Raw genomic sequence first — 20134 nt, 5'->3', positions numbered from 1 at the left:
GTAGAGGCTGCGGCCTTGAAGTCCAACCGCCGGCTGATAAGATTTCCGGCATGCATGCCGATATCGTCGACCTTCGCCAATTCTATCATTCCGAACTCGGCCGGCTGGCGGAGCAATCCATTGCCATGGCGCTGTCGTCGCTCTGGGCGCGATTGCCGGAGGAGCGGCTGGTAGGTCTCGGTTATTCCGTGCCCTATCTCGACCGCTTTCGCGCCGATACCGAGCGGACCTTCGCTTTCATGCCGGCGGGGCAGGGGGCGGTGAACTGGCCGATGGGATCGGCGTCCTCGACGGCACTGATCTTCGACGAAGAACTGCCATTGCCCGATTCGTCGATCGACCGCGTCCTTCTGGTGCATTCGCTGGAATTTGCCGAAAGCCCGCGCGAGACGTTGAAAGAGCTTTGGCGGGTGCTGGCGCCCGGCGGGCGGCTGGTGATCGTGGTGCCGAACAGGCGGGGCGTCTGGGCGCGGATGGAGCATACGCCCTTCGGCTCGGGTCGGCCCTATTCGCGCGGCCAACTGACGGCGCTGTTGCGCGAGACGAATTTTACGCCGGGAGCGACCGCCGAAGCGTTGTTCTTCCCGCCCTCCAAGCTGCGTGCGGTGCTCAGGCTGCGCCGCGCCTTCGAGCGTATCGGCAGGACGCTGTGGCCGGCCTTCTCCGGCGTCATCATCGTCGAGGCGCAGAAACGGCTTTACCAGGGCCTGCCGGTTGCGGTGCGCGCTTCGCGGCGCGTGTTCGTGCCCGTGCTGGCGCCGCGCGGCGTGCCCACGACGCGTGAGGAAAGCCAGCCGTAGCGCTGAGTGTTGCCGGCTTCCTGCTCGACAAAATCGTCATTCCGGATTAATGCCACGGGATGTTTGAAGCCGGATATGCCGGCCCTTGTCCAAGGTCGATCCCATGAGCAGCGAAATCAGCAAGCCCGTTCCGCGTCCCGGTATTCTCGACATCGCTGCCTATGTGCCAGGCAAGGAAGGTGCGCCGGGTCTTTCCCGCGTATTCAAGCTGTCGTCCAACGAGACGCCGCTCGGTGCCAGCCCCAAGGCCATCGCCGCATTCAAGGCAGCGGCCGACGACCTGGAACGTTATCCGGACGGCCAGGCGACAGTGCTGCGGCAGGCCATCGCCGACGTGAACGGCCTCAATCCGGCAAACATCCTCTGCGGCAACGGTTCCGATGAACTGCTCGGCCTGCTTTGCCACGTCTACCTGGCACCGGGCGACGAGGCCGTCATCACCGAACACGGGTTCCTCGTCTACAAGATCCAGATCATGGGCGCCGGGGCGACGCCGGTCACCGTCAAGGAAAATGACTGCACCGTCGAGGTCGATGCGATCCTTGCCGCCGTCACCGAACGGACGCGGATGGTGTTCATCGCCAATCCCGGCAATCCCACCGGCACCTACGTCCCGGTCAGCGACATCAGACGGTTGCACGCGGCGCTGCCGAAGAACGTCATTCTGGTGCTCGACGCCGCCTACGCCGAATATGTCCGCCGCAACGACTACGAGGCCGGCATCGAACTGGTCTCGGCAAATTCCAATGTCGTCATGACCCGCACCTTCTCCAAGGCCTACGGCCTGGCGGCGCTTCGCGTCGGCTGGATGTTCGGCCCGGCTGATATCGTCGATGCGCTGAACCGTATTCGCGGACCGTTCAACATGAATGCCCCTGCAATCGCCGCCGGAGCCGCTGCCATGCGCGACCAGGCGTTTGTCGAGACGGCGGTCACCTACAATCTGATGTGGCTGGACAAGCTGACTGCGGCGTTCGAAGCCATCGGGCTGAAGGTCACGCCGTCGGTTGCCAATTTCGTTCTCATCCACTTCCCGGATGTGGACGGCAAGCGGGCCGCCGATGCTGACGAATTGCTGGCAAGTCGGGGCTATATCCTGCGTGCCGTGCGCGGCTACGGCTTCACCAATTCGTTGCGGATGAGCATCGGCACGGAAGAGGCCAATCGCGGCGTCATCGAGACACTCGGCGAATTCATGGGACGCAAGGCATGAGCGATGTCCAGTTCGACCGGATCGCGCTGATCGGCATCGGACTGATCGGCTCGTCTCTCGCCCATGATATTCGTGCGCTCGGTCTTGCCCGTGAGGTCGTCATCGCGACGCGCGGCGCAGAGACGCTGAAGCGGGCCGAAGAACTGGGACTGGGCGACCGCTACACGCTGTCGTCGGGCGAGGCTGTCAAGGGTGCCGATCTCGTCATCGTCTCGGTGCCTGTGGGCTCCTCGGAGAGTGTCGCCATCGAGATTGCCCCCTATCTCAAGCCGGGTGCCATTGTCACCGATGTCGGTTCGACCAAGGCTTCGGTCATCGCGCAGATGCAACCGCATATTCCGGAGGGCGTGCATTTCATTCCGGGCCACCCCCTCGCAGGCACGGAAAAATCGGGGCCCGACGCCGGTTTTGCCGGTCTTTTCCGGGGACGCTGGTGCATTTTCACGCCTGTCGAAGGTACGGACGACACGGCTCTAAAGGTGCTCCGGCATTTCTGGGAGACACTTGGTTCCCGTGTCGACGAAATGGACGCCGAGCACCATGACAAGGTGCTGGCCATCGTCAGCCACCTGCCGCACCTGATTGCCTACAACATCGTCGGGACGGCAGCCGACCTCGAGACGGTGACGCAGTCGGAAGTGATCAAATATTCTGCATCCGGCTTTCGCGACTTTACCCGTCTGGCAGCTTCCGACCCCACCATGTGGCGCGATGTCTGCCTGCACAACAAGGATGCGATCCTCGAGATGCTGGCGCGGTTTTCCGAAGATCTCGCCTATCTGCAGCGGGCGATCCGCTGGGGCGAGGGCGACAAGATCATGGAACTCTTCACCCGCACCCGCGCCGTGCGCCGCTCCATCATCGAAGCCGGCCAGGATGTCGACGCCCCCGATTTCGGCCGCCACGCGCTCGATCCGAAAGCGCCGTGACGCCCGGTCTCAACGCGTACCGCCTCAGATCGGCGGGATCTTGCCGACCGGGATGAAGCCGCTGAGCGTGACCGCGCCGTGATCGACGGTGAGATCGACGGACACCTTGTCCTCGCCGGCGGCGAGCGCCTTCAGCAGCTTGCCCGCCATGTCCACCGTCTGCTTGGCGGCAGGGATCGCCTGCTTGATGCTGTCGCGCCAATGGCTGATCTGCTGGATCTCCAGCTTGAACTGGCCGGACAGAAAGCCGTCGTCGTCGAAGGAGAATGGTCCTGACAGGGTCATGATACGGCCGTCGCCGATATCGGTTGTCACCTTGCGCAGGATACCCGATGCGCCAAACAGGCCGCGCCCGTCCTTTTCGCTGCCGTCAAGCAGTCCTGCCTTGCCGGTCAGCGTCACATCGATCTCGGCGGCGAGTGCTGGGAGCTGCGGGAAATCCTTGATGACGGCGTTGGAGTTCTTCACCTCGAAGACGGCTTCGAGATCTTCGCCGTTCTGGCGGACATGGATCTCCGTCTTGTCGGCAGTGAAATTCACCGTCTGGCCAGTCGCCGAGGAGACGACGGCGGTCTTGAGGCCGTTGATGGTGGTGGCGCCCTGCTCGATGCCGTTGCCCCGGGTGACCATGGTAGATTGCAGCGCTGCCCATTCGGAGGAGATGGTCAGCCCCTGCGACGTGCGGATCTCCGCCGGGGAATTCAGTTGCCACTCGATGTTGCCCGGCGCGTAGACGTGAGCCGAGGCGCTGAGGTCGTCGAAGGTGGCGGAGACACCCCGTGTGTGGTCGTCGATCTGAACCTTGGAGCAGGTCAGGCCGATGCGGAAGGGAAAGCCCTGCTGGTCGAGGTCCGTACACTGGCCGGTAAAGCCTGCCGCATCCTGTTTGCCCAGCGCCCGCAGGACATTGGTCTTCAGCGCCGAGGCGGCATAGAACCAGCCGGCGGTGTAGACTGCGGCCAGCAGGACGATGATCCCCAAAAGGATGAACATCCCCCTGAAGCCTCTGCCGGATCGCTCGCTCTGGCTTGACGCTGACATGATGTTCTCCAATGGTGCACAGCAATGCTGATGTGAGTATGGCTTTGGATATGGACGAATTTTGGGTGTTTGGCTACGGATCGCTCATGTGGAATCCGGGTTTCGCCTTTTTGGAACAAGCGGATGCCGTCATTTTCGGTTATCGCCGTTCGCTCTGTGTTTATTCCTGGGTGCATCGCGGCAGCGAGGCCAGCCCCGGGTTGGTGCTCGGCCTCGACCGTGGTGGCGCCTGCCGTGGCGTGGCGTTTCGGGTGGCCGACACTGACCGGGATGCAGTGCTTTCCTACCTCAGGGAGCGGGAACTGGTGACCAAGGTCTATCTCGAGCGCCTCGCTCCGATCCGGCTTGCGGACGGCCGGCGGGTGACGGCTGTTGCCTATGTGGTCGACCGCCATCACCGGCAATATGCCGGCGCGCTCGACCCGCTGACAGCTGCCCGCATCGTCGATGTCTCCGTCGGCCAGTCCGGGCCGAACGATGCCTATGTGTTCAATACGCTCACCCATCTCCGCGAGGCTGGCATCCGCGATGCCTGGCTCGAGAGCGTCAATGAGGAGGTGTTGCGTTTGCGAGGCGCTGCCTGAGTTCAGCCGCTGGCCTCTGCCGAGGTCGAACTGCGCAGGATTACCAGTCTTTCGATGGCCGTCGGCGGTAGCGGCAGGTCCGGATTGCGGGCCACGGTTTCCAGCAGCAGCTCGTCGCTGGCAGCCTCGGTCACCTTGATCAGGTGGGCGAAAAAGGCATCCGGGTCCATACCCGGCTGGATCGGGGGCAGAATGCGGACCTTGAAATGGCCGGGATAGCGACGAAAATCGCGGCGTGGCCAGAACAGTCCGGGGTGCATGGCGACCGCCACCACCGGCACATCGAGATCTCGGTACATGCGCGCAATGCCGTATTTGTAGACGGGCTCGGCACCGGGCGGGCGGCGCGTGCCCTCGGGGTAGATGATCAGCTGTCGGCCTGCCGCCAGAACCTCGCGCGTGCGCCTGAGGACCTCGACCATCACCTTGCCGCGGGCGCCACGGTTGACCGGGATCATCTGCTGCTTCTTGGCATACCAGCCGAACAGCGGGATCCATAAAAGCTCGCGCTTCAGGATGTAGACGGGATCGTCGAGGTAGGGGAGCAGCGCAAACGTATCCCAGAACGACTGATGCTTCGGCGCAAAAATATAGCCGCCCTTCGGAATGTTCTCGAGACCCTCGATCTCGAAGGTGGTGCCGACGATCTTCTCCATCAGCCAGACGCTGGATGTGGCCCAGGCCTTGGGAATGGCATAACCGGCCTTGCGCGGCATCAGGAAATAGATGGGCGAAAGCACGATCATCCGGATGATCAGGTTCAGATAGAAGGCGGCATTGAAGAGGATCGAACGAACGGTGATCATGAAGCTGTCCCGACACGCCGGGTGACGGCGTCTGATCCCGTGCCTACACGATATCGATCGCAATAAAAAGACGGCAGGCGCCGATGCTAGCCCTTGTGCTGCGCGTCGTCCTGCTCCTGCGAGCGAAGGCCTGCCGGGCGGGCAAAACCAAACAGGTTGCGACCACCGGTCAGGAGCACCTTGGCATATTCGGAGAGCATGGTGCGCAGCGCATTCGGGTCGGTAAACCAGGCCTTGGTCTTCAGGTCCGAGTTGACGACCGGATAGGGAATGAAATCCATTTCCGGGTCGGCATAGCGCAGTTCCGCTATGCTGCGCGGCATGTGGTAGTTGTTGGTGACGACCAGCACGCTCTTGTAGCCCTTGGCATGGATCCACTTCACCGTTTCGCTGGCATTACCGATCGTGTCGATGGCGTCGTAGCCGATGTCGACACAGCAGGCGAAGAGATCCGGCGGCGTCTGTGTGGCCTTGGCGATCTGCTTGCGGGTCGTGGCGGGATAGGCGCCCGATATCAGGAGCCGGTTTCCGGCGCCGCTGCGCAAAAGCTCGATCGCCTGGTCGATACGCTGGTAGCCGCCGGTGAGCACGACGATGGCGTCGGCCTTTGGATCAAGTGGCGGCCGTAGGGTGGTGACCGAATCAGCAAAGCGCAGGAAGCCACCGAAAAGGATGGCGCCGGCAAGAATGGTGGCAAAGCCCGTCCAACGCATAATCCGACGGAAAACGCTGCGGCGCGGGGGATTTTCACCACCTGCTGCCTGCTGCATCGTCGCCGGATCGAGCGTGTTTCGTGTCATCTGTTCCATGGTTGCCAAACGTCAGTTCCGCCAGACTAGGGCCGTGTCCGGGCCGTTTGATGGCAGATCAGCCATAGTTTTAAGCTCAGGTCGCATTGTCGCTCCTGCTCGGGTCCGATCGGATCTGGTCGATCTCGTAGATGGTTCGCATCACCGTGAACCGCGCGGTGACCGTCGTCAGCAGTGCGATGATTACCATCGTCGCGAAAATGCCGAGATAGCCGAGTGCGCCGACCGAGAAAGTGCCGAACAGCGCCGTGGCCTGGTCGGTTTGCGGGGTGGCAATCGTGTGGCGCTGCAGCAAGCCTGCGGCGGCAAAGAAAAGCGCTGCCAGGGCACTGCCGACTGCAGAGCCCTTGAAGCTGATTTTCAGGAAATGCTTCTGGAATTCCTTGGCAACGAAAGCGCTTTCGGCGCCGACGAAATGCAGCACCTCGACGATGTGACGATTGCCGGACAGTGCGCCCCGGGTGGCAAAGACCACCGTCAGCACCATCGCCGTGAACACCAAGAGCAGGATGCCGGTGCCGATCATGACCGTGGTGTGAGCCATCGACACCAGCCGGTCGACCCATGTGCGGTGGTCGTCGAGCGAGGCCTGCGGGATCGCATCCTTCAGCAAAGCGCGCATCGCCGCGAAATCCGGCGGGTGGGTTTCGTCGATGGTGACGATGACCAGCCGGGGCACGGGCAGTTCCTTGAGATCGAGGCCCGAGCCGAGCCACGGCTCCAGCAGGCGGGCGGTGGCCGCCTCGTCGACGATCTGCCCGGTCTTGGTGCCGACGAAGGTCATGGCGATATCGCGGGCCTTGACCAGCGCCTTCTCCATGTCGAGATCGTCGTCGGGCTTGATCTGGATGGTGATTTCGCGCGCGATCTGGCTTTCCCAGCTGGCGGCCGTCGAGCGTACCATGCTGACCGCGCCGAGTGTCAGGCAGGCGAGGAAAGCCATGATGGCGATCACCACCATCAGTGCATTGCCTTGGATATTGGAGGACGGAACGATCGGGCCGGTCGGGCGCACGCGCATTGCCGGCCGCCTCGCTTCGGCTGGCGTCTGCGCGTCCGGACGCGCCTGCCTGCTGGGGACATCAGGTTCAATCATAGATGTCGAGATGCCCCTCGGAGAGGATCATGCGGCGCGCTTCGACCTGGTCCATCAGCGTCAGGTCATGGGTGGCGATGACGACGGCAGTGCCGAGCCGGTTAAGCTCGAGGAAGAGATTGAGCAGCCGGCGGGCCATTGGCGGATCGACATTGCCCGTGGGCTCGTCTGCGAGCAGAATTTCCGGGCGGTCGATCAGCGCACGGGCGATGGCGGCACGTTGCTTTTCGCCGCCGGACAGAACCGGCGGCAGCACGTTTATACGCTCGCCGAGGCCGACCCATTTTAGCAATTCGAGCACATCGTTGCGGTAGGAGCTTTCGTCCTTGCCGCGGACTCTCAAGGGCAGGGCCACGTTCTCATAGGTGGTGAGATGGTCGAGCAGGCGGAAATCCTGGAAAACGATCCCGACCCGCCGACGCAGCAGCGGCAGCTCGCTATGGGGAATGGCGGAAATGTCCCGGCCGAACATGCGGATCAGGCCACGTGTCGGCTGCAGCGACATGAACAGAAGGCGCAAAAGCGTCGTCTTGCCGGCGCCCGAGGGGCCGGTCAGGAACTGGAAGGACTTTTTCGGAATGTCGAAGGTCATGTCCCGGAGAATCTCCGGGCCCATGCCATAACGCAAACCGACGTTTTCAAAATGAATCAACGGGCAGCCCAGTCTTCCGCGGTTTCGATCGCTGACTTGTTAACCAACAGGGTTAACGGACCGTAAAGTTTGCCGGACCCAAGCTGCTTCGGCGACCATCTTTGCGAAGCATTAACCATTCAAATTTACTTCTAGGTGGGATTCCTTTCAATGGCCCGTTTGCCGGCGCCGATGAAACGATGTGGATCACCACAGAGGACGTCACCATGGGCGCATTTCGCAATCGCCACCATCAGACGGGACTGGCTTATGATCTGATCCCGCCAGAGGCGCAACAGCCAACGCGATCACTTCGTCGTTTCGAGCGGTCGGACGATATCGTCGACGCCGAATTCGTGATCGTCCAGCCGGGCCGTAGCAGCAATTTTTCGGGCCGCAGCGGTAACGACAACCACAGACGCCATTATCCGCAGCCGCGCAAGGGCATGGCATCTGCCGCTCTCCTGTCGGCGCTCGTCTATTTCCTGCGCGCCGGGGAAAGCTGGTTGCAACGGGCGTCCGGTCGTAGCTTCGCGGTGTTGATCGTGGCGCTTTTCGTGCTGGTGTTCGGTCTGGTCGGCGGTTTTTCCGGCCTGGCGGAAGCGCCGGTGCGGGTCCCGCCGATCGCTGCGGCACCATTGCAGTTCACCCATGTCTCGCTGACGCCGCGCGATGCCAACGGCATGCATATCCTCGTGCTCAACGGCATCATCGATAACGTCACCGCAGCCGGCCGGTCCTTGTCGGAGATCCGGGCCGATCTCTACGATGGCGACCAGTTGCTGGCGAGTGTGATGATCGCGCCACCCAGCGAGCGGATCGGCGGAGGCGAGAGCCGTGGCTTTTCGGCGCGATTGCCGCACCAAGGGGAAAAAATGCCAGAGGTTCGGCTTTCCTTTGTCCAGGCGGGTGCCGACGGGCGGTGATTGTGCTAACGGCTGTTGCTCCAACCGGCGGGCCTTCCGCCGATGATGCCCAGGGAGCCTGCCGACCATGCCAGTCGTTCGCGGAAAAAACATCGAGCCGCTTTTCACCGCCGCGCAGATTGCCGCACGCAATCTCGAACTGGCCGCCGAGATTGCCAAGGGACCGACCAAGGACCTGCTGGTCATTGCCATCCTAAAGGGCTCATTCATCTTCGCCGCCGACCTGCTGCGGGCGCTGCACGATACCGGGCTGGCGCCCGAGGTCGAGTTCGTCACGCTCTCCAGCTACGGCACCGGCACGGTGTCGCAGGGTGTGCGGATCGTCAAGGATATCGACAGCGACGTGCGCGACCGGGACGTGCTGCTGATCGACGACATCCTCGAATCCGGCCGGACGCTGCGGTTCGCCAAGGAAATGCTCTATGAGCGTGGCGCCAGAAATGTCTCGGTGGCTGTGCTGCTCGACAAGAGCGTCAAGCGCCAGGAAAAGATCGAGGCCGAGTATGTCGGCTTCGAATGCCCGGATTATTTCGTCGTCGGATACGGCATGGACGTCGCCTATGCCTTCCGCGAATTGCCTTTCGTCGGTGTCGTCACCGGCGACGCCTGAGCCATTTCGGGGCGCCTGTCACAGACGCCTTGTTAACCATGCGACCGGTTCTTCGACGTGCCGTTTACCGATCGCAAAGGAAAGTCTGGTGATTTCGCTGCCAGGGACATGACCGTCCGACGGAGCGATGCACATGGCAAGAATTCTGATCACCGAAGACGAAGATTCGCTGCGCCGGTTCGTCGCTCGCGCGTTGCGCATGGACGGTCACGAAACGGAGGAAGCGGCCGATGGCGCCGAGGGGCTGGAGAAGCTGCAGGGCGGCGGCTTCGATCTGTTGCTGTCGGATATCCGCATGCCGGTGATGGACGGCATAGAGCTGGCCCACCAGGCGTCTTCGCACTGGCCGGACATGAAGATCCTGCTGATGACCGGCTATGCCGAACAGCGCGAACGCGCCGACGACCTCATGGAGAAGATCGTCGACGTGGTCTCCAAGCCCTTTGCCCTTCCTGACATCCGCAAGGCCGTTGCGCTGGCGCTTGCCGCTTGACGCGACGCCTCGACACCCCCTAGGCCGATATCGGCCTGCACGGTTGAGGGTCGCGCCTTCTACTGGATATCGAGCAGGCGCTCCAGATAGCGCCGTTCTTCTTCCTGGGTCGGATTGTTGCCGAGCCGCTGGCGGATGGCGTCGAGGATCTCACGGGCCCGCTGGGCGTCGATCTGGTCCGGTATCCTGGTGTTGCCGTCGTCGAGCGGACCATTGCCGTCTGCCGTGGCGCGCCCAAGCGGATCCCGGCCTCCCGGATTGCCCGGACCCTGGCCCTGCTGCTGCCCTTGGCCTTGTCCCTGCTGCGCCTGCATCATCTGGTTGAGCATGTCGCGGGCACCCTGGCGCAGCGCTTCCAGAGCACGGCCCTGGCCCTGCGTCGCCTTCTCGCCATCGCCCTTGCCGAGTGCGCCGCCGGCGCCTTGCATTTCCCGCTGTGCCTGACCGAAGCCCGGGCCCGGCTTGACGCCCATCTCCCCGAGACCCTTCTGCAATTCGCCGAGCTGCTTTTCCAGAGCGTTCTGCTGCTCCTTCAGGGCCTTCAGTGCTTCGCGCAGCTGGTCTTCCGTCATGTCGTCTTCCGGCGACTGCGCCTTCTGCTGGCCTTGGCCCTGCTGTTCGCCTTGGCCCTGCTGCGGATCCTGCGGTTGCTGACCCTGCTGCGGCTGTTGTTGTCCCGGAGGCTGCTGCCCCTGCGGGCCCGGCATCGGCTGGGCAAAGGGGTCCATATCCTCGTTCGGATCGCCGCTCTGCATCTTGTTGCGCATGGCCTGGTCGAGCTTGAAGGTCTTGTCCATCAGCTTCTGTTGCTCGCGCAGGATCTGGCCGAGCTTGTCCATCTGCTGGCGGCCCTTGCTGTCGTCCTTGCCTTGCTGCTGCTGTCCCTGCTGTGGGCGGCCTGCCTGCATGTTGTTCATCATCCGCTGCAGTTCGGACAGCATCTGCTGGGCCGCATCGCGGTTGCCGGAGCGGGCAAGATTTTCGATCTGGTCCATCATCCGCTCGAGATCCTGCTGGCGCAAAACCCTCGCATTCTTCTGGTTCGGCTGGTTTGGCGCGTTCTGCATGCGCTGCGCCAGCTCCTTCATGTAGCCGTCCATTGCCTTGCGCAATTCGTCGGTGAGCTTCTTGATCTCCGAATCCGGAGCGTTGCGCTGCAGCGCCTCCGAGAGTTTCTGCTGGGCGTCGCGCAATTGCTTCTCGGCGTCCGAAAGCTGTCCGTCTTCCATGCCGAGCGCGATCTGCCAGAGATAGTCGGCGGTATCCTTCAGAGACGCATCGTCATGGGCAAGCCGCATGCGTGCCTGCGCCGATTGGAGCAGCAGGTAGTGGGTGAGGTTCGGGACGGTCTCGTCGGCGCGGATCGTCAGCGCTTCGTTCAGTTGGATCGCATCCGGCATCTTGCGGGTGTCGAGGGCGAACACCTGCCGCTGCTCGGCAACGGCACCGGCCAGCGGTTCGTTGAAGTTGCGGGCCGGCATGGTCATCTCGTGCGGTGGGCTGCGACCGGTCTGGCCGGCGCCATCGCGGGCAACCAGCGTGATCCGGACGCGCTTTCCGGCAAGCGGATCCTGGGTCAGGTCGTGGCTGCCCAGCCCTTTCACGTCTTTGCGATTGCGGCGGGAGAACTCGAACTTGTAGTCCGGCACCGCATAGAGCGGCGTTGCCTGCGGGTCGGCATCGACGGGTACTATTTCAGCGTGGGCTTCGTCCACGCCGTAGTCGTCCTTCGCCCTGAAGCCGATTTCGAGAGCACCGTTGACGGTCGCGTGCGGGAGCCCGTCGAAAACGATTTCCGGCGGCTTGTCGGCGAGCACGTTGAACGCCCATTGCCGGCCGTTGACCGAGAGCGTCCCGCCCTTGTCGAGCTTCATCTGATGGGTCCGCGCCGCGGCTTCGGTGGCATCGGCAGCGGCAGGCGGCGTTTGAGCCGTGGGCGAACCCGCCTTGGCAGCCGGCGCATCCTCCTGCAACGCAACCTCGGTCCCGCTCTTGCTACCGGTGTCTTGGAACAGCACCGTTTCGCTGCCGGCACCGCCGGTGACGCGGACGGTCAGTTCGGAAAATTGCGGGACGGAGATCGCGCCGGCGGCAGTGGCTGCCGTGCCGGTCAGGTAGACGGGCGGTTGGCCTGTGTATGCGGGCGGGGTCACCCAGGCGTCGATGCGCAGGTCGGGGGCGTTGGTTGACGCCAGAGGGTGGTCGAAGGCGTCGCCCAGCGTGCCGGCGCTGTTCGACATCGAATAGCCGAAGGCGACCGCCAGCAGCAGGGCCGGGAAGGCACGCAGCGCATATGGGTCGTGACGGGCGATATCGGGGCGCGGCAGGCCGGCATCGAGGGATGCGATCCGTTCCGCCATGCGTGTCTGGTGTTCGCGCCAGAGGGCTCGCGCGAAGGGCGTCTCGAAGGCAGGTTCGTCCTCCTGCACTGCGACCGGCTGATGCGACAGGCCGTTGCGCTCTTCGAGCAACCGGTCGGCATCGAGAGCGGTCGGCCAGTGCAGGCGGCGGAATGGAATGAAGGAGGCGACGAGCGCGATGATGAAGATGCCCAGCAGCGCCAGCCTCGGGACAGTCGGCAAGATGCGGAACAGACCGAACCATGAGGCTGAGACATAGAGGGCAGCCACGCATGCCAGGGGCAGCAACATCGGCAGCAACTGCTCGGAGACGAGGACCGCTCTCGCCAGGAAACGCTTGGTCGCGACCAGGCGTGCGAGCGCCGGCCGGGAGGCAAAAGCGCCTTTCCTGTCTTTGCTCGCATTGGTCATCGGTTCGCTGTTCCCCGAACTGGTGTTGCTGGCCGACGCTTATCACCGGGACGAAGAGTTGCTCCGGCGACCGTGCGCCGCCTGAAAACGCCCCACATCGTCATTGCCGTTCCAAGGGCGCGGCGCCCATGGGCCGGCGCCTCCGAGGAAGCAGCGCTTGCGGAAGGATAGCATTCTTTGTGGCGAAGACGAGGGCGTGCGACGACAAAGCCGGTTTTTCCATGCGTCTTTGCTTTAATTCGAAGACGGGATCAGGCAAGCCAGGCCGGCAGGGAATCGAGGTCGATCAGATCCTGATAGGTCTGGCGCGGTCTGACGACATGGAATTCGTCGCCCTTGACCAGCACTTCCGGCACCAGCAGCCGGCTATTGTAGGTGCCGGCCTGCACGGCGCCGTAGGCACCGCCGGAGGAAACAGCCAGCAGGTCGCCGGGCTTCGGCATGCTCATCTCGCGGTCGAGCGCCAGGTAGTCGCCGGTCTCGCAGACTGGGCCGACGACATCGGCCTTGATGCGCGGCGCGCTGGCGGCGGTTACGACGACCGGGCGGATCTCATGATAGGCCTCGTAGAGCGTCGGGCGAATGAGGTCGTTCATGGCGGCATCGACGACGACGAAGCTCTTTTCGCCACCATCCTTCACGTAGATCACCTCGGTGACGAGGATGCCGGCATTGCCGACCAGCAGGCGGCCCGGCTCGGTGATGATACGGCAGTTCAGCTGGCTCAACTCATTCCTGACGATCTCGGCATAGGCGTCCGGCGATGGCGGCGGATTGTTGTCGTCATGGTAGGGAATGCCGAGCCCGCCGCCGACGTCGACGTGGTGGATGGCATGGCCTTCGCCACGCAGCGTCTCGACGAGTACGCGAAGCAGCTTGAAGGCTGCCTGGAATGGCTGCAGCTCGGTGATCTGGCTGCCGATATGCATGTCGATGCCAGTCACCTCGATGCCCGGCAGGGTGGCTGCGCGGGCATAGACGGCCCGGGCACGCTCATAGGAGATGCCGAACTTGTTCTCTTTCTTGCCCGTCGAGATCTTTGCATGGGTGCGCGCATCGACATCGGGATTGATACGGAAGGAGACTGGCGCCTTTTTTCCGGCGCGGACGGCGCGCTGGTTCAAGACTTCCAGTTCTGGCTCGGATTCGACGTTGAAACAGTAGATGCCGGCCTCGAGAGCTGCATCCATTTCAAGCGCGGTCTTGCCGACGCCGGAAAACATGATGCGTTCGGCCGGAATGCCGGCGGCCAGCGCCCGTGTGAGTTCGCCGAGGGATACCACATCGACGCCGGCACCGAGGCGGCCCAGCGTCTTCAGCACCGCCTGGTTTGAATTGGCCTTCATCGCGTAGCAGACCATGGCATCGACGCCGTGGAAGGCTTCCGAAAACACCCGGTAATGCCGCTCGAGCGTAGCCGTGGAGTAGCAGTAGAAAGGCGTGCCAACCGTCTCGGCGATCTTCGAAACGGCAACGTCCTCGGCGTAGAGAACGCCGTCGCGATACTGGAAATGGTTCACGGCGGTGGCCTGTTCTAAAGAAGCGGATCGAGGATGAAAGGCTTGTCGGCCGTACCCGGTTGCTTGGTCGGCTTCGAGGTGTCGCCGCCCTTGGTGGCGTTGACGCTCGGCGGATCGAGATCGCCCTTGCGGCCGCACGCAACGGTGGCGAGACCCATGAGCGAAAGCACGAGGGTCATGCGGATGATGTGCGGCACGTTGGTTTGCATCGATTTCCTCTTGAGGCGCGGCGTCGGGCAGGCAGACCTTCATAGCGAAGTTTCAGCGCCTTGTGCACCCTGATTGTTGCGTTGCGGCTTGCGGCCTTCCAGTCAGTTCCGGGCGCGCCAGTAGGCGATCTGCTTGCGGACTTCGGAGGGGGCGGTTCCGCCGAAGCTCTTGCGGCTGGCAACCGAGGCTTCGACGGTCAGGACGTCGAAAATCTCGGCTGTGATCGCCGCGTTCAGGGCCTTGAGGTCGTCGAGCGAAAGTTCCGCCAGTTCGCAGCCCTTGCTTTCCGCCAGCGCCACGGCGTGGCCGGTGACGTGATGGGCGTCGCGGAACGGCAGTCCGGCCTCGCGGACCAGCCAGTCGGCAAGATCGGTGGCAGTCGAATAGCCGGAGCCGGCGGCAGCCTTCATGCGCGCGACGTTGACTGTCATGTCGCGGACCATGCCGGTCATGGCGGCAATGGCCAGTTCCAGGCTCTCTGCGGCGTCGAAGACCTGTTCCTTGTCTTCCTGCATGTCCTTGGAATAGGCGAGCGGCAGCCCCTTCATGATCGTCAGCAGCGCCACCAGCGAGCCGTTGATGCGGCCGGTCTTGGCACGCACCAGTTCGGCGGCATCGGGGTTCTTCTTCTGCGGCATGATCGACGAGCCGGTGGAAAACGCGTCGGACAGGCGCACGAAGCCGAATTGCGGGGTCGACCAGATAACGATTTCTTCGGCCAGACGCGACAGGTGCATGCCGGCGATGGCGGCAATCGACAGGAATTCCAGCGCGAAGTCGCGGTCCGATACTGTGTCGATTGAATTGCGGGTTGGCTCGCGGAAGCCGAGTGCCTTGGCTGTCATGTGGCGGTCGATCTGGAAGCCGGTGCCGGCCAGCGCCGCCGCCCCGATCGGCGATTCGTCCATGTGCTCGATGGCGTGGCGAACGCGCGAGCGGTCACGGCCAAACATCTCGACATAGGCCATGCAGTGGTGACCGAATGTCACAGGCTGGGCGGTCTGCAGATGGGTGAAGCCGGGCATGACGGTGTCGGCGTGCTCTTCGGCGCGGTCGAGGAAGGCGGCGATCAGGCCGGTCAGCGCCTGTTCGCAGCGCTGCAACTCTTCCTTCACCCAGAGACGGAAGTCGAGGGCGACCTGGTCGTTGCGCGAACGGGCGGTGTGAAGCCTGCCGGCAGCGGGGCCGATCAATGTCGCAAGCCGGGCCTCGATGTTCATGTGGATGTCTTCGAGCTTGCGGGAAAATTCGAAATTGCCGCTCTCGATTTCTGACATGATCGTGTTCAGGCCGTGAACGATCTTGTCTTTGTCCTCCGTCGAAATGATGCCTTGATGGGCAAGCATCGTGGCGTGGGCGACAGAGCCGCGGATGTCCTGCGCAAACAGCTTCTTGTCGAAACCGATGGATGCATTTATCTCCTCCATGATGGCGGCGGGACCGGACGCGAAACGTCCGCCCCACATCTGGTTGGAGGCGCTGGTGTCGTTGGTGTCGTCAGCCATGAGATGCCTATCTGGAGAACGAAATGACAGCAAAGAAGCCGTTCGGTCTGCCGTCTTTGAAATTGGTCCTGATCGCAGCCGTTGCCGGCGTCGTCGCGGGTGCGGCAGCGGTATACGTGAAGCAGGCGGGGTCTGGCAATGGGACGACCGAAACCGCCGATGCCGGCGACTGCCAGCCGGCCAAGGCCAAGGGCGCTGCGCTGACACCCTTCACCAAGGGCCAGGTCGCGGCCATGGTCGGAGCCCAGCAGCCGCTGTCGCTGCAAGGCGTTGCCTTCAAGGGGGCTGACGGCCAGCCCCTTTCGGTCGAGAATTTTGCCGGCAAGACCGTGCTGCTCAATCTCTGGGCGACATGGTGCGTTCCCTGCCGCGAGGAGATGCCGGCGCTGAACGCCCTTCAGAAGCAGATGGGCAACGACAAGTTCGAGGTCGTGGCTGTCAACATCGACACCGGCGACGACGAGAAGCCCAAGACCTTTCGCAGCGACAACGGTATCGATACGCTCGGCTACTACCGCGACAACAGCATGGGCGTCTTCAATGCGCTGAAGAAGCAGGGCCTGGCCTTCGGCCTGCCGGTGACATTGCTGCTGGACGGCAAGGGTTGCCTGGTGTCGGCCATGAATGGCCCGGCCGCCTGGGACAGCGAAGACGCCAAGGGGCTGATCAAGGCCGCGACAGCCTTGTAAGCCTGAGCCAAAGGTTGTGCCCCGGCTCCTCATCCGCGGGTGCTGCAGGTCGGGCTCTTTCATCGTTGGCGTCACCCTGGAGTAAGGCCCGCTCTCTAAAGTCGCGGCATTGCCCGTCATTTTCTTTTGTTGAGAGCCATACCGATGAGCCAGCCCGAGGCGGATTTTTCGCAGCACGTTTCCACAATCATGGCACCGATGATCGGCCTTTCTGCCGACGACGAGGCTGCTGCATGGTTGAAACGCGGAAACTTTCTGCAGCGCATGGGGCAGTTCACCCTTTCGATCGAGGCTTATGACAAGGGGTTGGCCCGCTTGCCCGGCCATATCAAGTGCCTTTGCAACAAGGCGCAGGCGTTCGAGCAGCTTGGCCGCAGGCTGGAAGCGCTGGAGACTGCACAAGCGGCCTTGCGTCTCGATCCGGAAAGCCAGGAGGCGCTGCTTCTGTGCGGTACTTTCGAGCTGAGGCTCGGCAATGCGGCGGGAGCCCATGCCTGCTTTCTGACCGTCGCCGAAAAGGGCGTGGTACGCAACTATCCGGCCGCGCAGAAGCCGGCCAGATTTCGCATCCTCATGCTGTTCTCGCCCGAAGCCGGCAATACGCCCTACGAGGATCTGATCAATGGCGGTCGCTTCGACAGCGAAGTGATCATGGTGCTGCGCGGCTATCGCAACGATCCTGACGTTCGGGACCCCCGCGTCGATGTCGTCGTCAACCTCGTTTCCGAAACGGATTTCGGGCTCGATGTCATTGCCTCGGCCATCGATCTTGCGGACTCGCTCGGGAGGCCGGTGGTCAACCATCCCCGGCTGATCCTGGGGACGGATCGAGAATCGATCTCGCAGCGACTGGCCCATGTTGCGGATACGGTGATGCCGGCAACGGTGCGCATCGATGCCGGGGACCTCTGCCGCCGCGTGCGCGACCAGGCCACGCCGTCCCTACCGGTCATCGTCCGCCATGCGACTACCCATGGCGGCGAAATGATGGAGCTTGTCGACAGCCCCGACGCGTTGCTGGATTTTGCCGAGGAAGCCGGTGAGCGCATGCTCTACCTGACGGACTATGTCGACTACCGCTCCGCCGACGGGCTGTTCCGGAAATATCGCTTCCTGTTCGTCGGCGAGGAAATTCTTCCCTACCACCTGGCAATCGGCGACGGCTGGAAGGTGCATCATGCATCGACCCGGATGGGCGATGTGGAATGGATGCGGACGGAAGAACAGGCGTTCCTTGCCGATCCGGCCAGCATTTTCGGTGTATCGGGCATGGCGGCGCTGGAGACCATTCGCCGCCAGATCGGTCTCGATTATTGCGGCATCGACTGCGCGCTCGATGCCGAGGGCAGGGTCGTAGTCTTCGAGGTCAACGCCTCGATGCTGATCCACAGCGACAATCCGGGGTTCGAATACAAGACGCCCTACGTGCTGGCGATCAAGGCCGCCTTCGAGCGTCTACTGGAGCAGCGGGCAAGCGAGTACCGGGTTATGACGGGGCGACCTGCTATCGCCTGAGACGACGGATGGTTCTTAGCGCGTCGGGACCGGCACTTCGCCACGGTAGTCATAGAAGCCGCGGCCTGACTTGCGGCCGATCCAGCCAGCTTCGACATACTTCACCAGCAGCGGGCAGGGTCGGTATTTCGAGTCCGCCAGGCCGTCATGCAGCACCTGCATGATCGACAGACAGGTATCGAGACCGATAAAATCGGCGAGTTGCAACGGGCCCATCGGATGGTTGGCGCCGAGCTTCATCGCGGTGTCGATGGCATCCACGGTGCCGACGCCTTCATAGAGCGTGTAGATGGCCTCGTTGATCATCGGCAGGAGGATGCGGTTGACGATGAAGGCGGGGAAATCTTCCGAAACGGTGAAGGTCTTGTCGAGTGAGCTCACATAGTCGCGCGCCACTTTGAAGGTCGCTTCTTCCGTGGCGATGCCGCGCACCAGTTCGACCAGCTTCATCACCGGGACCGGGTTCATGAAATGGATGCCCATGAAGCGTTCCGGGCGGTCGGTGGACGCGGCAAGCCGGGTGATCGACAGCGACGAGGTGTTGGTGGCGAGAATGGCGTCCGGCTTCAGCACGGCGCAGACCTGGGTGTAGATCTTGCGTTTGACGCTTTCTTCTTCGGTGGCCGCCTCAATGACCAGATCCATGGGCGCCAGATCGTTGACATCGGCGGAGCCGGAAATCAGCGCCAGAGCGGTCTTGCGATTGTCATCGGTCATCTTGCCTGATGAAACCTGGCGGGCGAGGTTGCCGTTGATGGTCGCCAGTGCGCTTTCGATGCGCTCCTGCGAAAGGTCGTAGATGTGAACCTTGTAGCCGGCAATTGCCGAAACCTGGGCAATGCCGCAGCCCATCTGGCCGGCGCCGACAATACCGATCGCGTTCAAAATCGTGCTCATCGCCCACTCCTTGGTCGGCGCATTTCATCGATGCGGCCCGTCCGTTCATAAATAATGCCGGGCCATCTCTAGCCCGGCATTATTGATAGACTGATAAGAGCAAAGTTTCCAGTCGTCCGCATGGGACAAACCGGCTCCGGTCGGCTCAAAGCGCCTTTTCAAGCTCCGGCAGAAGCTCGAACAGATCGCCGACCAGACCGTAATCGGCCACCTGGAAGATCGGTGCTTCGTCGTCCTTGTTGATGGCGACGATGACCTTCGAATCCTTCATGCCGGCGAGATGCTGGATGGCGCCGGAAATGCCGACTGCGATGTACAACTGGGGCGCAACGACCTTGCCGGTCTGTCCCACCTGCCAGTCGTTCGGCGCATAGCCTGCATCGACCGCAGCGCGCGATGCGCCGACGGCAGCACCGAGCTTGTCGGCAAGCGGCAGGATGACTTCCCGGAATTTTTCCGCCGAGCCGAGCGCGCGGCCGCCGGAAACGATGATCTTGGCCGAGGTCAGTTCCGGGCGGTCAGAAGAAGACAGCGCATCACCGACGAAGGTCGACAGGCCGGGATTGGCGACAGCTGAGATGGCTTCCACCCCAGCCGAGCCGCCTTCTTCTGCCGAAGCGAAGGATGCCGTGCGCACTGTGATCACCTTCTTGGCGTCGGTCGACTGGACCGTCTGGATGGCATTGCCGGCATAGATCGGCCGCTTGAACGTATCGGGTGAAACGACCTCGATGATTTCCGAGATCTGCGCGATGTCGAGCAGCGCTGCAACGCGCGGCAGGACATTCTTGCCGACCGAGGTGGCAGCCGAGATGATCGTGTCGTAGCTGCCGGCCAGCGAGACGATAAGGTCAGCCAGAGGTTCGGCAAGATTGTTGGCGAGATCGTCGCTTTCGGCGAGCAGTACCTTGGAGACGCCGGACAGCTTTGCAGCAGCGTCAGCCGCAGCCCGCGCGCCCTTGCCGGATACCAGCACATGGATGTCGCCGCCGATTTTAGCCGCGGCGGTCAGCGTCTTGGCGGTCTGGTCGGAAAGGCTGACATTGGCGTGGTCAGCCAGAAGAAGAATGGCCATTTTGGATCGTCCTT

20 protein-coding genes are annotated in these 20134 nt (G+C 62.7%); 9 read left to right on the top strand and 11 right to left on the bottom strand.

Features of this window, described 5'->3' with window-relative positions; genetic code table 11:
- Window positions 1–50 precede the first annotated feature (50 nt).
- The 3 genes from PR017_RS13955 (at window position 51) to PR017_RS13945 (ending at window position 2942) form a co-directional block, all read left to right on the top strand.
- Window positions 51–800 carry a class I SAM-dependent methyltransferase gene (locus PR017_RS13955; RefSeq protein ID WP_111219889.1) on the top strand — a complete coding sequence of 250 codons (750 nt, stop codon included), beginning with the start codon at window positions 51–53 and terminating at the stop codon, window positions 798–800.
- Window positions 801–903: 103 nt separating this feature from the next.
- Window positions 904–2013 (top strand): histidinol-phosphate transaminase, encoded by a 1110-nt coding sequence (gene hisC / locus PR017_RS13950; RefSeq protein WP_111220045.1) that lies wholly within the window; start codon window positions 904–906, stop codon window positions 2011–2013.
- On the top strand, window positions 2010–2942 hold the full coding sequence (locus PR017_RS13945; protein WP_111219890.1) for a prephenate/arogenate dehydrogenase family protein: 933 nt from the start codon (window positions 2010–2012) through the stop codon (window positions 2940–2942). Before hisC ends, PR017_RS13945 begins: the two co-directional genes overlap by 4 nt.
- 24 nt (window positions 2943–2966) lie before the next feature.
- Here PR017_RS13945 and PR017_RS13940 read toward each other — a convergent pair whose 3' ends face one another.
- Window positions 2967–3983 (bottom strand): DUF2125 domain-containing protein, encoded by a 1017-nt coding sequence (locus PR017_RS13940; RefSeq protein WP_111219892.1) that lies wholly within the window; start codon window positions 3981–3983, stop codon window positions 2967–2969.
- Between the two features lie 50 nt (window positions 3984–4033).
- Here PR017_RS13940 and PR017_RS13935 point away from each other — a divergent pair, with 50 nt between their 5' ends.
- Window positions 4034–4567, top strand: a complete 534-nt coding sequence (locus PR017_RS13935) for a gamma-glutamylcyclotransferase (protein ID WP_111219894.1) — start codon at window positions 4034–4036, stop codon at window positions 4565–4567.
- Window positions 4568–4569: 2 nt separating this feature from the next.
- On the opposite strand, the gene PR017_RS13930 is transcribed toward PR017_RS13935, so the two are convergent.
- The 4 genes from PR017_RS13930 to ftsE form a co-directional block, all read right to left on the bottom strand.
- Window positions 4570–5373, bottom strand: coding sequence for a lysophospholipid acyltransferase family protein (locus tag PR017_RS13930; protein ID WP_111219896.1), 804 nt, complete (start codon window positions 5371–5373; stop codon window positions 4570–4572).
- Between the two features lie 86 nt (window positions 5374–5459).
- Window positions 5460–6143 (bottom strand): YdcF family protein, encoded by a 684-nt coding sequence (locus tag PR017_RS13925; protein ID WP_240538980.1) that lies wholly within the window; start codon window positions 6141–6143, stop codon window positions 5460–5462.
- A gap of 115 nt (window positions 6144–6258) precedes the next feature.
- Window positions 6259–7278: a cell division FtsX domain-containing protein gene (locus PR017_RS13920; RefSeq protein ID WP_206423165.1), complete on the bottom strand. Its 1020-nt coding sequence runs from the start codon at window positions 7276–7278 to the stop codon at window positions 6259–6261.
- The gene (gene ftsE / locus PR017_RS13915) at window positions 7271–7930 is read right to left on the bottom strand and encodes a cell division ATP-binding protein FtsE (RefSeq protein ID WP_111219900.1); all 660 of its coding nucleotides are present in this window, start codon (window positions 7928–7930) and stop codon (window positions 7271–7273) included. The genes PR017_RS13920 and ftsE overlap by 8 nt, the downstream gene beginning before the upstream one ends.
- 179 nt (window positions 7931–8109) lie before the next feature.
- Between ftsE and PR017_RS13910 the strand changes: the two genes are divergently transcribed.
- The 3 genes from PR017_RS13910 to PR017_RS13900 all read left to right on the top strand — a co-directional run bounded on the left by PR017_RS13910 (window position 8110) and on the right by PR017_RS13900 (window position 9938).
- Complete coding sequence (locus PR017_RS13910; protein ID WP_240538972.1) at window positions 8110–8835, top strand: hypothetical protein; 726 nt, start codon at window positions 8110–8112, stop codon at window positions 8833–8835.
- Between the two features lie 67 nt (window positions 8836–8902).
- On the top strand, window positions 8903–9445 hold the full coding sequence (gene hpt, locus PR017_RS13905) for a hypoxanthine phosphoribosyltransferase (RefSeq protein WP_111219902.1): 543 nt from the start codon (window positions 8903–8905) through the stop codon (window positions 9443–9445).
- 133 nt (window positions 9446–9578) lie between these two features.
- Window positions 9579–9938 (top strand): response regulator, encoded by a 360-nt coding sequence (locus PR017_RS13900; RefSeq protein WP_111219904.1) that lies wholly within the window; start codon window positions 9579–9581, stop codon window positions 9936–9938.
- 59 nt (window positions 9939–9997) lie between these two features.
- On the opposite strand, the gene PR017_RS13895 is transcribed toward PR017_RS13900, so the two are convergent.
- The 4 genes from PR017_RS13895 to argH form a co-directional block, all read right to left on the bottom strand.
- Window positions 9998–12709 (bottom strand): TIGR02302 family protein, encoded by a 2712-nt coding sequence (locus tag PR017_RS13895; protein ID WP_111219906.1) that lies wholly within the window; start codon window positions 12707–12709, stop codon window positions 9998–10000.
- Window positions 12710–12960: 251 nt separating this feature from the next.
- Window positions 12961–14229, bottom strand: a complete 1269-nt coding sequence (gene lysA / locus PR017_RS13890; protein ID WP_111219908.1) for a diaminopimelate decarboxylase — start codon at window positions 14227–14229, stop codon at window positions 12961–12963.
- A gap of 14 nt (window positions 14230–14243) precedes the next feature.
- Window positions 14244–14438: an LPS translocon maturation chaperone LptM gene (lptM, locus tag PR017_RS13885; RefSeq protein WP_111219910.1), complete on the bottom strand. Its 195-nt coding sequence runs from the start codon at window positions 14436–14438 to the stop codon at window positions 14244–14246.
- A gap of 102 nt (window positions 14439–14540) precedes the next feature.
- Window positions 14541–15944 (bottom strand): argininosuccinate lyase, encoded by a 1404-nt coding sequence (gene argH / locus PR017_RS13880; RefSeq protein ID WP_111219912.1) that lies wholly within the window; start codon window positions 15942–15944, stop codon window positions 14541–14543.
- 23 nt (window positions 15945–15967) lie between these two features.
- Here argH and tlpA point away from each other — a divergent pair, with 23 nt between their 5' ends.
- Both tlpA and PR017_RS13870 read left to right on the top strand, forming a co-directional pair.
- Window positions 15968–16633, top strand: coding sequence for a thiol:disulfide interchange protein TlpA (gene tlpA / locus PR017_RS13875; RefSeq protein WP_111219914.1), 666 nt, complete (start codon window positions 15968–15970; stop codon window positions 16631–16633).
- A 144-nt stretch (window positions 16634–16777) separates the two neighbouring features.
- Entirely contained in the window at window positions 16778–18148 is a 1371-nt protein-coding gene (locus tag PR017_RS13870) for a tetratricopeptide repeat protein (RefSeq protein ID WP_111219916.1), read from the top strand.
- Window positions 18149–18163: 15 nt separating this feature from the next.
- Here the strand turns inward: PR017_RS13870 and PR017_RS13865 are convergent, their stop codons facing one another.
- Both PR017_RS13865 and PR017_RS13860 read right to left on the bottom strand, forming a co-directional pair.
- Window positions 18164–19045: a 3-hydroxybutyryl-CoA dehydrogenase gene (locus PR017_RS13865; protein ID WP_111219918.1), complete on the bottom strand. Its 882-nt coding sequence runs from the start codon at window positions 19043–19045 to the stop codon at window positions 18164–18166.
- A gap of 145 nt (window positions 19046–19190) precedes the next feature.
- On the bottom strand, window positions 19191–20120 hold the full coding sequence (locus tag PR017_RS13860; RefSeq protein WP_111219920.1) for an electron transfer flavoprotein subunit alpha/FixB family protein: 930 nt from the start codon (window positions 20118–20120) through the stop codon (window positions 19191–19193).
- Window positions 20121–20134: the final 14 nt, after the last annotated feature.

It is taken from the genome of Rhizobium tumorigenes (assembly GCF_003240565.2).
GTDB lineage: Bacteria > Pseudomonadota > Alphaproteobacteria > Rhizobiales > Rhizobiaceae > Rhizobium > Rhizobium tumorigenes.
The sequence above is the reverse complement of the archived record's forward strand: the minus strand, read 5'-3'. Positions and strand labels throughout refer to the sequence as shown.

Excerpts from the sequence above, each read along its gene's own strand:
- PR017_RS13870 (WP_111219916.1), top strand. The coding sequence starts at position 16,778 with ATGAGCCAGCCCGAGGCGGATTTTTCGCAGCACGTTTCCACAATCATG.
- PR017_RS13940 (WP_111219892.1), bottom strand. The coding sequence starts at position 3,983 with ATGTCAGCGTCAAGCCAGAGCGAGCGATCCGGCAGAGGCTTCAGGGGG.
- argH (WP_111219912.1), bottom strand. The coding sequence starts at position 15,944 with ATGGCTGACGACACCAACGACACCAGCGCCTCCAACCAGATGTGGGGC.
- PR017_RS13925 (WP_240538980.1), bottom strand. The coding sequence starts at position 6,143 with ATGCAGCAGGCAGCAGGTGGTGAAAATCCCCCGCGCCGCAGCGTTTTC.
- PR017_RS13930 (WP_111219896.1), bottom strand. The coding sequence starts at position 5,373 with ATGATCACCGTTCGTTCGATCCTCTTCAATGCCGCCTTCTATCTGAAC.
- PR017_RS13935 (WP_111219894.1), top strand. The coding sequence starts at position 4,034 with ATGGACGAATTTTGGGTGTTTGGCTACGGATCGCTCATGTGGAATCCG.
- PR017_RS13955 (WP_111219889.1), top strand. The coding sequence starts at position 51 with ATGCATGCCGATATCGTCGACCTTCGCCAATTCTATCATTCCGAACTC.
- tlpA (WP_111219914.1), top strand. The coding sequence starts at position 15,968 with ATGACAGCAAAGAAGCCGTTCGGTCTGCCGTCTTTGAAATTGGTCCTG.
- PR017_RS13865 (WP_111219918.1), bottom strand. The coding sequence starts at position 19,045 with ATGAGCACGATTTTGAACGCGATCGGTATTGTCGGCGCCGGCCAGATG.
- PR017_RS13895 (WP_111219906.1), bottom strand. The coding sequence starts at position 12,709 with ATGACCAATGCGAGCAAAGACAGGAAAGGCGCTTTTGCCTCCCGGCCG.
- PR017_RS13860 (WP_111219920.1), bottom strand. The coding sequence starts at position 20,120 with ATGGCCATTCTTCTTCTGGCTGACCACGCCAATGTCAGCCTTTCCGAC.
- PR017_RS13920 (WP_206423165.1), bottom strand. The coding sequence starts at position 7,278 with ATGATTGAACCTGATGTCCCCAGCAGGCAGGCGCGTCCGGACGCGCAG.
- PR017_RS13900 (WP_111219904.1), top strand. The coding sequence starts at position 9,579 with ATGGCAAGAATTCTGATCACCGAAGACGAAGATTCGCTGCGCCGGTTC.
- hisC (WP_111220045.1), top strand. The coding sequence starts at position 904 with ATGAGCAGCGAAATCAGCAAGCCCGTTCCGCGTCCCGGTATTCTCGAC.
- lptM (WP_111219910.1), bottom strand. The coding sequence starts at position 14,438 with ATGCAAACCAACGTGCCGCACATCATCCGCATGACCCTCGTGCTTTCG.
- PR017_RS13945 (WP_111219890.1), top strand. The coding sequence starts at position 2,010 with ATGAGCGATGTCCAGTTCGACCGGATCGCGCTGATCGGCATCGGACTG.
- PR017_RS13910 (WP_240538972.1), top strand. The coding sequence starts at position 8,110 with ATGTGGATCACCACAGAGGACGTCACCATGGGCGCATTTCGCAATCGC.
- hpt (WP_111219902.1), top strand. The coding sequence starts at position 8,903 with ATGCCAGTCGTTCGCGGAAAAAACATCGAGCCGCTTTTCACCGCCGCG.